We start from the raw sequence: 16333 nt of genomic DNA on the forward strand, positions 1-16333 counted from the left end.
CACATCCTTTATGCTGTTATTATATCATGGATCAGCTCAGGTTCAGTACCAGAACTGCCAATTTCGATATTTTTATATAAAAGTTCTTTCACATGATCGATCGATTCAGTATTGGCGTAAATCGTAAGCAGCGCTTCGCCTTCTGTAACAGGCATCCCAACTTTTTTATGGAGTTTGATCCCTACTGCATGATCGATCGAATCTTCTTTTGTTGCTCGACCTGCACCTAAGAGCATTGCTGCAATTCCAATTTCATTAGCTACGATTTTTTGAACTGTTCCGCTTACTTTTGCCGGCAGTTCGATTTCATACTGAGCAGTCAACAGACTTTCAGGATGATCGATCACACTATCATCGCCGCCTTGATTTTTGATCATTTCACGGAATTTAGCCAGTGCCTTTCCTGATTCCAATGCTTCTTTCAGCATTGCGCGCGCTTCGTCCAAAGTCTCTGCTTTTTTCGCCAGCACAACCATTTGACTTCCTAAGATGTAGCACATTTCCAGCAAGTCTTCTGGGCCATTTCCTTGCAATGTTTCGATTGCTTCGACCACTTCAAGGCTATTGCCGATGGCTTCACCTAGAGGCTGAGACATATCTGAGATGACCGCCATCGTTTGACGATTCGCAAGATGACCGATACGTACCATTGTTTTCGCTAAACGGCGGGCTTGATCGATATTTTTCATGAAGGCACCTTCACCAGTTGTTACATCTAAAACGATCGCATCTGCTCCCGCTGCGATTTTCTTACTCATGATCGAGCTCGCGATCAATGGGATCGAATCAACAGTCGCTGTCACATCACGCAACGCATATAATTTTTTATCTGCGGGTGCCAGATCTCCTGATTGTCCTATGACTGCTACATGGCTTTCATTGACTAAGCGAATAAAATCTTCATCTGGTAACTCCACATGAAAACCTGGAATTGCTTCTAATTTATCGATCGTTCCTCCAGTATAACCAAGTCCTCGTCCAGACATTTTTGCTACACTGACACCTACACTTGCTACCAAAGGTGCTAAGATCAACGTTGTCGTATCGCCTACGCCGCCAGTAGAGTGCTTGTCCACTTTGATTCCTTGGATAGATGATAAATCAATCATTTCACCTGAATTTGCCATCGCAAGTGTCAAAGTCGTGATCTCTTCATCCGTCATATCTTTGTAAAAAATAGCCATCAAAAGTGCACTCATTTGATAATCCGGAATATCACCACTTGTATATCCAGAAACAATAAATTGGATTTCTTCTTCTGTCAGTACCTGTCCATCACGTTTTTTTTCGATCAAATCGACCATTCTCATGCTTTTTTTCCTCCGAACTAATCCCCAAGGATGTATTATACACTAAATTTATTCAGGTTAAAACCTTTTAGTAAAACAGTTTACTAACGCTTCCATTTTTTGAAAACGCTTATAACACGAACATTAAATCAAATCAACCGACTTGTCAATCGATTTCGTACTATTTCTTAAAATAAATGTTGTTTCAAAAGTTTTGTTCGGAATTTTTTTCTCGGGATGGTCGATCGACTCCACCAAAAACTGAGCGGCATAAAAACCAATATCAAAGCTTGGTTGATAAACCGTCGTCAATCCAGGAACTAAATATTCAGAAATTTCCAAGCCATCAAAACCAATTACTGAAATATCTTCCGGTATTTTTTTTCCGCATTCTTCAATCGCTTGATATGCGCCCATCGCCATCTCGTCATTCCCACAAAAAATCGCTGTGATTTTTTCATTTTTCAACACTTTTTTTGCCGCTTCATAACCTCCACCTAAATTCAGGTCTCCATTCGCCATGTATTCATCTCTCAGCGGAATTCCATGGTCTTTTAGTGCATGCTGATACGCCGTGATCCTCTCTGTCAACTGATAATACCCGTCATTTTCCTTCAACATCCCGATATGTCTATGACCTTGCTTGATCAAAGAAGAAACCGCCTGGTAAGCGCCCTCATATTCTTTCACGATCAAACGTCCGCTTTCTCTAGGATTGATTCCGCGGTCGACTAATATTACGGGAACCTTGCGTTTGCTTTTGTTTCGTAAAATATGGTTTGCCGGCAGTAAATTAGGTGTTGCAAAAATGATGCCATCAACAGAACGGTGGACAAGTTCTGTCACGTATTGCGTTGCCTTATCTTCATCATGTTTGGAATTGCATAATAAAATCATGTATCCCAGAGAATTAAGATAGGTCTCCACACCTTCGATCACTTTTGCAAAGAAAAAATCAGTGACATCCGGCACTACCATACCGATCGTCTTTGAGTGGCGAGTAATGATATTCGAAGCAAAATAATCCGGCTTATAATCATACTCTTCCACAACTTCTAATACTTTTTTTCTCGTTTGTTCACTGAATCGGCTGCCTTTATTATTGATGATCTGAGAAACAGTGGTCACTGAAACGCCTGCCATATCCGCAATTTCCTTAATGGTCAACTTCATTATTCATTCTCCCTTTAGTCACATGCCTACCAACCATGTCAACGTTTTCAAAAAAACTTACTGAATGAGTTCAGTGTATCAGAAATTTCAGCAATAGAATAGTTTAAACAATAAAAAGAACTCTTGCGCTCATCGCTCCTCTTCTTTTCTTTTATTCAAATCATGGTATTTCAAACGGCTGTATGTGCGGATTTCTTTTATTTTCTATGTAGATATAAGTTCTCTTTTATTTCTTAGTAAAAATCTTTTTTTCTTATCTTGACATAGCTCATTGAGCATGTTAAAGTCTTCAAAATACTTATTGGAGCAATAGTTATGAAAGGATGATCATGTGAAGCGCGCACTTGTCAAAAATTTACCTAAAATAGAATTGCATTGCCATTTAGACGGTTCGATCAGACCAGCTACCTTACAAAAAATTGCAGCACAGCAAGGAATTTCACTACCAGCATCTGAAAACGAGCTCAAAGAACTTCTAGTTGCACCAGAAGATTGCCAAGATTTAAATGAGTACTTGCAGCGCTTTGACCTTGTATTAAGTTGTCTTCAGACAGAAAATGCCTTACAGCAAGCAGCTTTTGATTTAATCAGCCAAGCGTCTGAGGAGAATATTCAGTATATCGAAGTGCGTTTCGCCCCCTCTTTGCATACAGAAAAAGGCCTTTCTTTAGCCCAAATCGTAACCGCTGTGTTAGCAGGTTTGAATCAAGGACAAGAACTATTCGGCGTGAAAAGCAATGCGTTGTTGTGCGGCATGCGGCATGAAGAGCTGGATGAAATCGAACAGATCGTTCTTTTAGCAGAAGAGTATAAACGTTCTGGTGTTGCAGGTTTCGACCTTGCCGGCAATGAAATCGATTTTCCCCCCTATGTTTTTGAAGAAACGCTAAGACTTGTTGAACGATCAAACATCCCTCTGACTCTACACGCAGGTGAATGCGGCTGCGGAAAAAATGTAGCAGATGCTGTCTATCTGGGTGCCAAACGAATTGGTCATGGCATCGCAGTAAAAGATACACCCGAATACTTTGGACTGCTTCAAGAACAAGGAACATTGATCGAAATGTGCCCAACGAGTAATTTTCAAACGAAAACAGTGACTTCTTTAGACGATTATCCATTTCAGCAGTTTTTAGATGCTGGTATCAATGTTTGCATCAATACCGATAATCGCACCGTTTCTGCCACCACATTAACTGACGAATTTATGAAACTGCATGAATGGTATGGCATTACTTACAATGATATGGAACAGCTGAACCATAACGCTGTCACTGGTGCTTTTCTTCCAGAAGCAGAAAAACAACTGCTTCATGACCGATTATCAATTGACTACTTTGAACTGATCAACTGAAAAACACGGTGGAGTCAAGGATTCCGCCGTGTTTTTTAGTTGATTTAATTCGTTTGTACGACCCCTGTTTGATTCACTCCGATGATTTGCCAATCATAGATTCTGGCAGTTTTACCATTTTGTTCAGCTTTTTCAAGACTCAGTTTGACATAGCGGGCCTCGACTAGACGAATCGCATCTTTACTTACGTCAGCTCGGTTTCCACGCATTTGAACAACTGGTGTCCATGTTTGTTTATCATTACTGATCAGGATATCATAGTCTTTTGTATTCCATTCCGAACTTTCTCCACCAGCTCCCGCATGAGACAACTCAAATCCGGCAATTGTTTTGACTGCGCCTAAATCAGCGATCATCCATGGTTTGTCACTGCTATTATCACACCATTTTGTGCTTAGGTCGCCATCTAAAGCATAGCGGTAACTTTCACGTTCATTGGTGTAACCAGATCCTTCTGTCGCACTTGTCGTCGGCAAGATCGAAAGATTTTCACTTGTGATGCCGCTTCCTTGATCATAGACATAAATATAATCTTCAATAACGACTTCCGTCTCACCTGCTGAATTGAATGCTGTCGCTTTGACTGTATAGCTTCCTGCTTTCGCAAATGTTACCGTTGCTTCTTGCCCAGAGATCATCTCAGGATCACTGCCAGATATTTCCCAATTTACTGTTTCTGTTGATTTAGAGACTGCAGCTGATAATGTTACTGGTTCACCGACAGCAACTAACGTTTTACTTGCGTTGATCGCGATTTCAGGTTTTTTCAGTGCTTCAAATGTGTAGACCGCTGAGGCTGATCTCTTACGGTCTTCCCGACCATAAAAATCAACTGGAACGACCTGATAAACAGATGTTTCTGATATGCGTTCCTGATTTAACAGCGTATAAGACGTATTCGCTGTCTCTCCTTCAAATTGTAGTTGGCCTTCGACTTCACGATATATTCGATAGGACGCAGTATTCTTTCCTTTCGTTTGCCAGCTGATATTGACGTTTTCAGTTAGGTCATCAACAATACTTTTTCCTGGGAAAGCTACCTTGTCTATTTTGCTGACTGGTGTTGTTTTTTCTTTTCCTAATCTGAGTTGACCTAAATAAATTTCTGCTGATGCCGTATTGGTATTTTTCAAGTCCAAACCGATCGATGTGATCGTCTTACCTGCAACTGATTTTAGCGAATAGCTCGTTTGAATCCAGCCGTTTTCTAGATTTTTCTGCTCACCATTCAGTACAGTTGGAGTTTCTTTTCCTTTCATTTCCAATACGAGTCCTGTTTCGTCTGCACCTTTCGTCACAACACTCACCGTATCAGAAGCTGAAGGTTTGACTTGTGCTGCGTATAAATTGATACGAGTTGCTTGATTCTCAGTCATTTGACCGGATAATTTGATTGAAGAACCGCCATTATAGGCATCTTCATAACTAATATCCGCACTCAAGTGATTCCCTGCTTCATTATCGATGACCCAGCGGTAGGTCGGCATGACATCTTGAATACTGCGGTTATTAAAGGTTCCTTCTTTGACCTTTGTACCGTTTAAATAAAATGCATCCCCATTTCCTACATTAAAATTCGTCAAGAATGGAAATTGTGTAACTGGCGATTTCTCGACATAATACCGAGAAACTCCTTGCCATTCATTTTTACCACTAGTAACGGCTCTAGGATCACCTTGGGGATTGATCCAAAGCAGCTGTTCGTTTTTCCAGTAACGTTCGATATCGTATTGTCCACCATCTCTCAGTGTCCAGTCAGGACAGTAAAGTCCTAAAGAAACAGTTGGTTTTCCATCGGCATCTAAAATACTGCTTGGCTTTCTACCTGTATTTACGCCATTTGCCTGCACATCGATTCCAGCAAACAAATCGTAGGGATCACGTTTCAGCTGAAGTGCTTTTTCCTTAGAAGAAGCTAGTTCACGCCAACGAAAATCAATAAACATATTATCAGAAACACGTTTTTTCCCTTCTTGGAAATAGCCTTGATTCGTTTCATTCAACGCGCCTTGCCACACGACATTGCCGCTTGGAATCATCGAATCGTACCAAATAATCTGTTGATTTTTAGTTTTTTTAGCCTGTAAATAGCTTAAACATTCTTTCATCTGACTAGCCGTTTGTGCATCGACATTTGTTTCCTGATTGATAAACCAACCATCAAAGCCGTACGCTGCTGACATTTCTAAAAGCTTATCTGCCATTGGAAAGCGACCTTTAGAATCTTTTTGCACGAATTGCTCTACCCATTCACTTTTTCCACCGTAAGCTTCCGGCGGGAAAAAAACTGTCCCGATCACCGGCACGCCATTTCGATGAGCTGAATCTGTCACATCACCACTTGGCGGTACAATGATCCCTTCACCAGAAGAACCAGCCCAAGCAACCAAAGTATCTACATATTGCCAGTTCGTAAAGTTATAAACAGCTTTATCCGCATCCCCTTGCGCCGGCGTTCCTTTTGTGTGTCGATTGACGATCGCAATCGATAAAACTTTCGCGTCTGTACTTTGATCCTCATTCATTTTCTTTCCTTTTACGCGAGATGCTAAAGGAACTTTCGATACATTGAAAGGCGCATCGGGGTCTGTTTTGGCACTCCAATTTAGTAATGTTTCCGGAAATAAGGCTGTTGCTTGGGGAGAATGCTCGTTGATTGGTATCCCACTATTTCCAACTGACTCTGCATGAGCCGGCAAGTCGAGTCCGATAGACCCGACTGCTGCCCCCAATGTAAGTATCGAGCAATAAAACAACTGTTTCCATTTTTTTCTTTTCACTGAATGAACCTCCTTCATTATTCGCCTAAATGCAGCATCATTCATTCTTCCACAAAATGTTAGCGCTTTCCATCCGGTTTATAAATAGAAAAATTATAGGTTTTCGTTTAAAAACTATAGGTCATACTTTCGCTAATGAGCATTCTGATCCGAGAGGTAAGATGGATCTGCTTTCCTCTCGTCGTTTATTCGCGTTTTAAAGAGCGGGACAAAACTAAAACCAGTTTTGTTCCGCTCTCCTATCATACTTCCCTTATTGATAAAAATGTTCTGAAAAGGCAGCCATCAATTGGACTACCTCTAAAAAAATCGTTTCTTCTTCTTTCGCTTCCGGTTTATCACACCAGATCGCTAACGCAGCTCCTTTGATCTGTTCTTGATGTTCCGTCTTGACTTTTTGTTCAGATGCAAATAGATCCGGCTGCCATTTCTCTTTGATTTTTTGTGCTGTTGGATAAGAATAACCAGCATTTTCTCCTAGCACATAATAGAGATAATTATCATTAAAATTGATGACGGAGTAGTCTTTATCTAGAAACGTCTGAACGGGTGCCATTTCCTTTTGCCATCTTGTCCAATACGTAATTTCCAGCTCTTCGCTTAATGTACTTGTCCTATTTTTTCTAAAGAAAGCATCATTCCAAACTCTCGGAATAAAACCAGCTTGTCTGACAAGCGCTGCAACCGAATTGACATACCCTTCGAATTTCTCTTGTCCCCGATCAGCCAAAGCTGGATAACATTCGAAATGATCAAAATCAGCAAATTCATCTGCCCCAATATGAAAGTAGCGACAGCCAGTAAAAAGCGCCATATATTCCTGATAAAGCGAAAAGGTAAAAGCTACGGCTGCCTCATTCGTCACATCCATCGCCGACGAAACAGAAGATATCCCCCGTGACGTCAGCTCTTTTAATTGCCATTCTGGATGCTCTTTGAGTATATGTGTCATATGTCCCGGTGTATCTAAGTCTGGAATAATTTCGATCGATAATTCAGCGGCATCCTCTATCAACTTGTGCACTTCTTTTTGCGACAAAGTCTTTTTGGAATTGAGTTCAGGATATTTTTTTGATTCGATCCCCAAACCTGTATCCTCGGAAAAATGCAGCTGCAGATAATTAAAGCCAAACAATGCCATTTCTTCCAACAGCCGCCTTAAAAAGTTCGGGGTAAAGTACTTCCTGCCGATATCCAGCATGATGATACGCTCGGATATCTTTGGTATTTTTGACCCGCATTCACATTCTTTTCCCAATCTAAGCGATCTTGCTACATACATCAGACCTTGAAATGCTCCGTTCTCATTATCAGCACTAAGCAATAGCGGTGCAACAGACTCAATTGAAAACAACGCTGACGATCCAGAAGAACGTTTCATTACAACCTTAGCCTCTTCGCTATCAGAAACAAACCGAACCTTTTTCCCCAACAATCGCTCATACAGCTCACTTATTTGTTTTCTCGATAGACAAAATGCTGCATCCAGAAAAATAGACAACTCTGAGTCCATCTTTACGCACCTTCTTTAGCTAAAAGTAGACAACCGATCGTTCCGCTATTATCTCCTAATCCACAGCCGACAATATAATCATCAGGCAATGAGACATAACCACCTAGCTGCTCTTCCAATGATTGGCGGATTTTCTCTAAAAGATGCGTTTGCTTCATGACCCCGCCGCCTAAAATAATTTTTTCTGGCGATAAGATCAATGTATAATTCATCAATGCCTGAGCAAGATAAAAAGCTTCAAGTTCCCAAACCGCGTGATCCGCTGCTACTAACTGTCCTTTGACTCCTGTTCTTTTTTCGATCGCTGGACCTGCTGCCAATCCTTCAAGGCAATGGTCATGATAAGGACAAATACTTTCAAAAGAATCCTCTGGATGCCGTGTTACTGAGATATGTCCCATCTCAGGATGACTGAACCCATGTAAAATAGATCCTTGAACTACAGCACCGCCGCCAACACCGGTTCCCACAGTCAAATAAAGACAGTTTTGAGTATTTCGCCCAGCCCCTAAATGCATTTCTCCATAAGCCGCGGCATTGACATCTGTCGTCCAAGCAATCGGCAGAGCATATCGCGCCTTCAATAAACCTAAAAGATCGATGTTTCTCCAGCCATTTTTAGGCGTTGACGTGATATACCCATAGGTTTCAGATTGTTCATTGACATCGATCGGACCGAATGAGCCAACACCTAATCCCTTAAGTTCATATCGATCAAAAAAATCAAAGACTTGAGCCAACGTTTCTTCCGGTAACGTTGTTGGTATACTGATCCGTTCAATAATCGATAACTCCTCATCCGCTACAGCGCAAACAAATTTTGTTCCACCAGCTTCGATCGATCCATAATAGCTCATGTTTTCCTCTCCTTTTCTCATCTACGAAACCCGATCGTTCGAATTTCATATGGACTTAACTCTTCACCTAACGATTCTGATTGCTTTTCTTCAAGTAAATTCAGCTTCTCTACTGTATTCGGCTGTTTTTTTACTTGCACTTCTGCCGCTTGATCACTCATATTGAAGCCGCGAACCACTAAATACTGATCGTCTTCACTATTTTTGACCGCTGTAACAGCAAATGTCGAGCCTGCTACCGTTACATACTGATCTTCAGCCTTTAATTGACCTGAATGACGAGTCGTCTGCTTCAAACTAAACGGAATTTGTGCACTATACGCCCGCTGATAGGTTTCGTAGCGCTCAGAGGCTGCACCATGAAAATCCAATCCATATTGGAACGCAAACTCTCCGTGACATTGCGCCTCTGGTGTTGGGAAATAGCCCCAATCCCCCATTTCGCCGACAGCTCTTACTAACGTCAATGCGATCGTATTTTTTTCCGGCAAGACTTCATATTCATTTAATCCATAATTTGAAACAGTCATTCCCCGCATTTCATCATGAATATTGACAAAAGCATGTTGATGCTGTGGATTGGTCGGATTTTCCCAGCTCTTACTTACTTGGTTCGGTCTTGTAACCACCTCATAAATACTATCGGCTTCATGCGTCTCAGCTTCGATCTCTGTTGGAAATAGTACACGTAAACGATGATCATCCATTTGATTATCGATCGTTGTTTCAAAGGATAAACGAGAAGAATCTTTCGTCATCGTTACAAGCGTTGTGATCGTGAGTGATTTCAGCTTCGTTGAGCGCTTCGCTTTTCGATAACGGAAATCGACTACTGCTCTTTGCTCTTGTAAAAGCCACTCTTCTGCCGCTTCTGGAATCATCATCTGCTGAACGATTTTCACTTGTGCGATAAATGACTCATCTTTCACGACTGCAATTTCTGCTGAGAACTCATTCGATAGAATCGGCGTTGTTCCTTCCGGCTGTTTGAAGATATACTCATTCCCGATATCTCCAGTATCTTCAAAAGTAAGCAAATCATGATAGGTTTTTCCAGTCGCTCGATCCTGAACGTTTATCGTACCATTCTCATTGAATTTCACCTCTAAAAGATCATTTTCCAAAACTACAGGTGTCTCACTTTTGACCATCGAAGTAGCTGGTTGCAGCTGTTCCTGTATTTCTTGCAACGCAAATGTTTCCCATGAAAATGCTGGCAAATCAGAGAGCAGCATTTTTACTTCAACATATTTTGCCATGTATGGAACTCTAAAACGATCTTTCGGCAAGTCATATCCAAAGCAAACTTCTGGCGCAGAAATGCTTGCGGGGATTTTTTTACCTTGTCCATCGATCACCTCAAAATTTGGTGTCTCGCTTTCATTTAATTCCTGCCATAGTTCATGAGGAACGCCTTCTTTAAATGGTTTTCTTTCAAGCTCGATTCTTACATTGACGATATCTGATTTTACATAACCAGATGTATTAAAAACAACAAAAGGATAACTGTTTTCCGGAAACCTGTCTGTCTGCACCTCACTTACAAGCTGTTCTAGCGATTCATTCGCCAAGTAGTTGCCGACTTCATCCGCTTTTTCAAATCTCGTGATCATTTCTCGGTGAACCTCATCTGCTGAACACCCGCAAATACTATCGTGAGGATGATTTTGCAATAATAATTTCCAGGCATAATCTAGCTGATCATGTGGATAGCTGCCTGTTAGATCATACGCCATAGCCGCCAATGGCTCGGTAACATTCTCTAGCTGTCGCTCTACTTTTGTATTCCATTGTTTCAAATATACTCTGGCAGATGCGGTATTAGCTAAGGTAAACCAGCCGTCAGTTTCTTGACTTGTCAATTCCCCATGAACGGTTCCAACATGTTCTGGAAGATCCTGACGAACTGCTTGTAAATATTCATCAAAATTAGAATGAACAAATTCATATTCCGGGAATAATTCATTCGCCAACGCAATCGCTTTAGTCACATCTTTTTGAACAGGTTGATGATCCACACCATTCATCATCAATAAATGGTTTGTTGAAGCAAATTTTTCAGCTTCCGCTAATTTTTGTGTCCAAAAAGTTACCGCTTCTTCTTTAGTCGCTGGAATTTCATTGCCGTTGCTGTACCAGTTTGCAAACAGGAGTCCTAAAATATTTGTCCCGTCTGGTCCTTGCCACCACATTTCAGAATACTGAGAGGTGTAATTTTCATCATCCAGCACCTCATTATTGAAGCCCACTGGTTTGACACCTCGACCAAAAGCCGCTGTTTCTAACCCAGCCTGTTTCATCATTTGCGGGGTCTGTCCCATATTACCGAATGTGTCAGGGAAATAGCCTAGATTCACTGGAGCGCCCCATTTTTCACTTTCCTTTTTACCGATCAGCATATTCCGGACATTTGATTCAGAGCTGATCAAGAAATCATCTTGTAAAATGTAAAATGGTCCTATTTTTAGTTTTCCAGCAGTAATCGCTCGTTGAACATCCTTTTTGCGTTCTGGACGAACTTGTAAATAATCGTCCAATATAATGGTCTGTCCATCAAGATGAAAACTATTGAATGCTGGATCTGTTTCAATTAGCTCTAAGACATCATCCATCAATTCGACTAAGCGCATATGATGCTGCTCATACGGCATGTACCATTCACGATCCCAATGAGAATGGGAAACGATGTAAACTTTTTTCTTCATGTTATTGCTCCTTCTCTCGTCCATTTTTTAACGTGCCACACGAATCTCAAAATAATCCATCACTAATTCACAGAACATCATGTTCGCCCAGGAGAACCATTCCCGCGTATAGTTTTCGGGATCGTCTACATCAAAGCCTTCATGCATCAAATGAGTTCCTGCATCATTTGCAACTAGCGAATCAAGAATTCGTTTTTTCTCAGCTTTATCGCTTGTTGTCATTCCTTCCATCGCTAAAGCAATCGGCCACACATAATTTTCCGGTGTATGAGAGCTGCCGATTCCTTTCGCGTATTTGCCCTCATAAAAATAGGGATTCTCTTGGCTTAAAAGAGTAGCTCTTGTCTCTTGATATATCAAATCTGTTTCATCTACATACCCTAAATATGGTGCTGCCAGTAAGTTAGGAATATTACTATCATCCATGATCGTATTATTGCCCAAACCGTCAACCTCATAGGCAAAAACTTGCTTTCCTTGCTGATTCTTGGTTAGCCCGTAGGCTTTGATCCCTGTATCGATTTCTTTTTTTAATTTTGCCGCTTGATCAACTATTTCCTGATCCGATAACACCGTAGAAAAAATCTCTTCTATATAGCCTAAAATCACAACTGCAAACATATTCGACGGTACTAAATAACCGTAACGACAAGCATCATCACTTGGTCGAAACCCAGACCACGTCATCCCAGTTGGACCAACATCTGATCCACGACCAGCGTTCGGCAATGTATCCTCCGATCGTGTCGTGTCTCTTTCAAAGGTATAGGATGAATCTTGATGATCTTGTTCTGTTTTAAACACAGTCAAAATCTTTTTCACGCCGTCGATAAATGATCGATCAAACTGCTTTGTATAACCTGTATTTTTATATAATAAATAGGCCAGCTGAACAGGATAACACAGAGAATCGATTTCATATTTACGTTCCCAAATCCAAGGGTTCATCGTTGTTTTGTCCGTTTGATGCCCTGCACTATTTGCCGTTTCGTTAAAAGCATTTGCATATGGATCGATGTTGATATATCTAAATTGTCGCTGAACAAGTCCACAAATCATGTCGGCAAGTTCTGGATCTTCTTTCGCGATCACTAAATACGGACGAACTTGCGCCGTTGAGTCACGCAGCCACATTGCTGGAATATCACCAGTCAATAGAAAAGTTGTTCCATCCTCTTGCTTTTTGACAGTTGTCGTCAACGTATTCGCAAATGCAGCATTAAAATTCTCCGCCCAATCGGCGTGCTCTTCACCGCATAATTTAGTAATCGTTTCCATAAATGTCCGTACGGACTCGGGAATTTTTTTATCCACTATCAATAACCTCCAATATTTGATATATCATTTCACAACGAAAGTATATGACATCGATAGTCTTTTGTCTACTCTTTTTTTATTTTTCTTTGAATTGACGTTCTTTTCCCACTATGATAAACTACTCTTAATGATATATCATTCCACATTAGGAGAGCTATTATGACTAAACCTTTATATAAAAAAATCATCGATGATCTGTTACAGGCAATCGCTTCTGGAAAATTGCCCGAACATGCACAGCTTCCGACAGAAAAAGAGCTTTCTCAAACGTACCAAGTTAGCCGGATCACATCCAAGCGGGCATTGACTGAATTAGAAAACCAAGGGTTGATATACCGTATTCAAGGAAAAGGCAGCTATGTTCAAACACAACGACCAAAGAAAAAGAAGGTCGCGCGTATTTTATTTTTGATCCCTTTCTTAAATGACTTATCTTTAGGAAATTTCAATGAAGGACTAGCGCCAGTTACGAGTGAGCATCAATACGAAGTGATCATGTCATCCGCAGAATTTTTGATCAACAAACAAGCGGAAGATATTATGGCTGATTTTGACGGTATGATTTATTATGCCCATAATACAGAAGATTTCTTAGATACTTTATTTGAGTTATCGATCCAGCAGTTCCCTGTCATTATTTTAGACAAAAAAATCCATGATTTGCCTTATCCAACGATTCAGTCAGACAACTTTTCTGGTGGGGAAATGGCAACAAATTATTTAGCAACACATGGCCATCAGCGAATTGCGTATATTTTCGGTGAATCAACATTGCCTCAATCTGTGCGCCAGCGGTATTTAGGTTATATCCATGCAACAAAAGAACATCATTTATCATTTCATACAGCACTATCGGATAAAGCAGCGATTTCAAGTGAAAGAACTTTAGAGTATGTAATAGAAAACGAGATCACAGGTGTTGTTTGCGAAAATGATTTAGTCGCGATTTCATTAATGAATCAGGCGAAACGAGCAAATATCAGCATCCCTGCCCAACTTTCTGTCGTTGGCTTCGATAATATCCAAGCAGCCGCTTTGGTCGATCCTTCACTGACGACGATTGCTCAAGATTTCAAAGGCATGGGACAATTGGCGGGAACGTTGCTGATAGAATGGATCGAGCAACAAGTAATACCAACAGACCAACAGATTCCTGTAAAACAAATCATCAGACATTCGACAAAGGAGATTTAATACATGAACCCACACTCGATCGATACAAGACATGGTACCGATAATCAACATTCATTTTCAAATGGCAACTGTCTGCCTTATACAGGCATTCCTTTTGGGATGAATTATTTTGCTCCTCAAACCAACGGCGACAACGGTAGTTGGTGGTTTAATCCGCGAGACCAAATCTTTCAAGGCTTTCGCTTGACGCACCAGCCAAGCCCTTGGATGGGCGATTTTAGCTACTTTGTTCTTTTGCCATATAACGGTTCGTTGAAGGAAGAAACGCTTTTTCATGCGCAGTCTTCTTACCGACCGGATGAAAGCGCTTTTAAACCTAGTTACCTAGAAATCACTGAACAGCGTTATCAACTGACGACACGGTTGATTCCTAGTATGTACGGCGGTGTTTTAACTGCTCGCTACACGCAACCAGAAGCAAAATTACTTCTCTCACTACCTGGTAAGTACCACCTTCGAATCGAAGACGCTCACACTGTTTCAGGCTCGATCATCAATTATGCTGGTTGTGAAGATGCTGATTTTACCTTTTACTTTACGCTACACTTTAAAGAACCCTTGTTAAAGGAAACTTGGTTAGAAAAGTCAGGTGACAACAATGTCGTTCCCTTTTCTTTTGGTGATATTGAGGAACAGATCGTACAATTCGGAACCTCTTTTATCAGCGGTTCACAAGCTAAACTGAATTTATCTAGAGAAGCACATTGGCAGCCTGAAGATTATCTCGCTCATTCTAACGCTCAATGGAAAGATTACCTTAGTAGAATCGAGATTCAAGATCGAAATGCTGAACGGTATTCAACGTTTTATCATAACTTGTATCGAGCATTTCTTTTTCCCCAAACCTTCTACGAAAAAGATGAAAATGATCAAGCTATTCACTACGATACGTTAGCAAAACAAGTGAAACAAGGTGTTCTCTATACCAACAATGGTTTTTGGGATACGTATAAAACTGTTTATCCACTGTACTCACTGATTGCACAGGACAAATATGAAGAAATGCTGGAAGGATTTTTAACAAGCTATCGCGAGAGTGGTTATTTGCCTAAATGGTTATCACCCGACGAAAGAGGGTTGATGCCTGGTACATTGATCGATGCAGTGATTGCTGATGCAGCTGTAAAAAATATTCGCCCTGATTTAATGCCCGAATTTTTAGAAGCCATGCTCAAAGGAGCAACCACTCAAAGTAAACATTCGAACTACGGTCGGCAAGGAACCGATGATTATTTAAAGTATGGTTATGTGCCGGCAAATTATCATGAATCAGTCAATCATACGCTTGATTACTGTTACAGCGACTTCTGTATTTCTCAAGTAGCGAAACAGCTGAACGACACGGCTACTGCTGAACATTATCAAAAACAAGCAAAGAATTTCTTGACTATCTTTGATCCAAAAACGGGATTCATGAGAGCCAAGCAAACAGATGGACAGTTTAAAGAACCATTTAATTGTTATAGCTGGGGAGAAGATTATGCTGAAGGTAGTTCATGGCAAAGCAGCTTCGCTGTTTACCATGACTTCAAAGGGCTGATCGAGGCTTTCGGCGGGCCAGAAAAGTTCCAACAAAAGTTGATCGACCTTTGCAATCAAAAGCCTACTTTTGATGTCTCTGGTTACGGCTTTGAGATCCATGAAATGAGCGAGATGGCTGCCATTGATTTTGGGCAGCTGGCTATCTCAAATCAGCCAAGTTTCCATTTCTCTTATTTATTCAGTTACCTAGGTAAACCTGAGTTTGCTCAGCCACTGATAAAACAACTGATGACCCAAACTTTTAACGACAGTTTCACAGGATATCCAGGTGACGAAGATAACGGTAGCATGGCTAGCTGGTACATTTTCAGTTCTTTAGGAATGTATCCCGTATGTCCCGGCTCTGGGGAATATGTGATCGGAATGCCTCTATTTGATAAAGCGACTCTTCATTTATCTAATGGCAAATCCGTCACGATCACTGCAGACCCAAATCAAGAGCAGCATCAATTTGTCGATCATATCCATTTCAACGACACACCATATGATGCTCTATTCTTCAAACACGAAGATCTATTAAGTGGAGCAAAGATCGATTTTTCACTTGGAACTGTTCCTAGACCTAAATCTTATACAGCTGAACAACTGCCATTTAGCATATAAAATAAA

At 40.8% G+C, this 16333-nt stretch carries 10 protein-coding genes; 3 read left to right on the top strand and 7 right to left on the bottom strand.

Going from position 1 to position 16333, the window contains the following annotated elements:
• Positions 1 to 8 precede the first annotated feature (8 nt).
• Both IGI58_RS05530 and IGI58_RS05535 read right to left on the bottom strand, forming a co-directional pair.
• Positions 9 to 1310: a pyrimidine-nucleoside phosphorylase gene (locus IGI58_RS05530; protein ID WP_429954240.1), complete on the bottom strand. Its 1302-nt coding sequence runs from the start codon at positions 1308 to 1310 to the stop codon at positions 9 to 11.
• Positions 1311 to 1433: 123 nt separating this feature from the next.
• Positions 1434 to 2462, bottom strand: a complete 1029-nt coding sequence (locus tag IGI58_RS05535) for a LacI family DNA-binding transcriptional regulator (RefSeq protein ID WP_087641986.1) — start codon at positions 2460 to 2462, stop codon at positions 1434 to 1436.
• Between the two features lie 331 nt (positions 2463 to 2793).
• Here IGI58_RS05535 and add point away from each other — a divergent pair, with 331 nt between their 5' ends.
• Positions 2794 to 3816 (top strand): adenosine deaminase, encoded by a 1023-nt coding sequence (add, locus tag IGI58_RS05540; protein WP_429954239.1) that lies wholly within the window; start codon positions 2794 to 2796, stop codon positions 3814 to 3816.
• A gap of 44 nt (positions 3817 to 3860) precedes the next feature.
• Here add and IGI58_RS05545 read toward each other — a convergent pair whose 3' ends face one another.
• The 5 genes from IGI58_RS05545 to IGI58_RS05565 all read right to left on the bottom strand — a co-directional run bounded on the left by IGI58_RS05545 (position 3861) and on the right by IGI58_RS05565 (position 12988).
• Positions 3861 to 6596 carry an endo-beta-N-acetylglucosaminidase gene (locus IGI58_RS05545; protein ID WP_429954238.1) on the bottom strand — a complete coding sequence of 912 codons (2736 nt, stop codon included), beginning with the start codon at positions 6594 to 6596 and terminating at the stop codon, positions 3861 to 3863.
• Positions 6597 to 6849: 253 nt separating this feature from the next.
• Positions 6850 to 8109 (bottom strand): family 20 glycosylhydrolase, encoded by a 1260-nt coding sequence (locus tag IGI58_RS05550; protein WP_429954237.1) that lies wholly within the window; start codon positions 8107 to 8109, stop codon positions 6850 to 6852.
• 2 nt (positions 8110 to 8111) lie between these two features.
• Positions 8112 to 8966 (bottom strand): ROK family protein, encoded by an 855-nt coding sequence (locus IGI58_RS05555; protein ID WP_429954236.1) that lies wholly within the window; start codon positions 8964 to 8966, stop codon positions 8112 to 8114.
• Between the two features lie 17 nt (positions 8967 to 8983).
• On the bottom strand, positions 8984 to 11671 hold the full coding sequence (locus IGI58_RS05560) for an alpha-mannosidase (protein ID WP_429954235.1): 2688 nt from the start codon (positions 11669 to 11671) through the stop codon (positions 8984 to 8986).
• Positions 11672 to 11698: 27 nt separating this feature from the next.
• Positions 11699 to 12988, bottom strand: a complete 1290-nt coding sequence (locus tag IGI58_RS05565; protein WP_429955360.1) for a glycoside hydrolase family 125 protein — start codon at positions 12986 to 12988, stop codon at positions 11699 to 11701.
• Positions 12989 to 13147: 159 nt separating this feature from the next.
• On the opposite strand from IGI58_RS05565, the gene IGI58_RS05570 reads away from it, so the two are divergent.
• Together IGI58_RS05570 and IGI58_RS05575 are read left to right on the top strand one after the other, a co-directional pair.
• On the top strand, positions 13148 to 14182 hold the full coding sequence (locus tag IGI58_RS05570; protein WP_429954234.1) for a GntR family transcriptional regulator: 1035 nt from the start codon (positions 13148 to 13150) through the stop codon (positions 14180 to 14182).
• Between the two features lie 3 nt (positions 14183 to 14185).
• The gene (locus tag IGI58_RS05575; protein ID WP_429954233.1) at positions 14186 to 16327 is read left to right on the top strand and encodes a GH92 family glycosyl hydrolase; all 2142 of its coding nucleotides are present in this window, start codon (positions 14186 to 14188) and stop codon (positions 16325 to 16327) included.
• Positions 16328 to 16333: the final 6 nt, after the last annotated feature.

The organism is Enterococcus sp. AZ020, from assembly GCF_050499205.1.
GTDB classification, from domain to species: Bacteria; Bacillota; Bacilli; order Lactobacillales; family Enterococcaceae; genus Enterococcus_L; species Enterococcus_L dunnyi.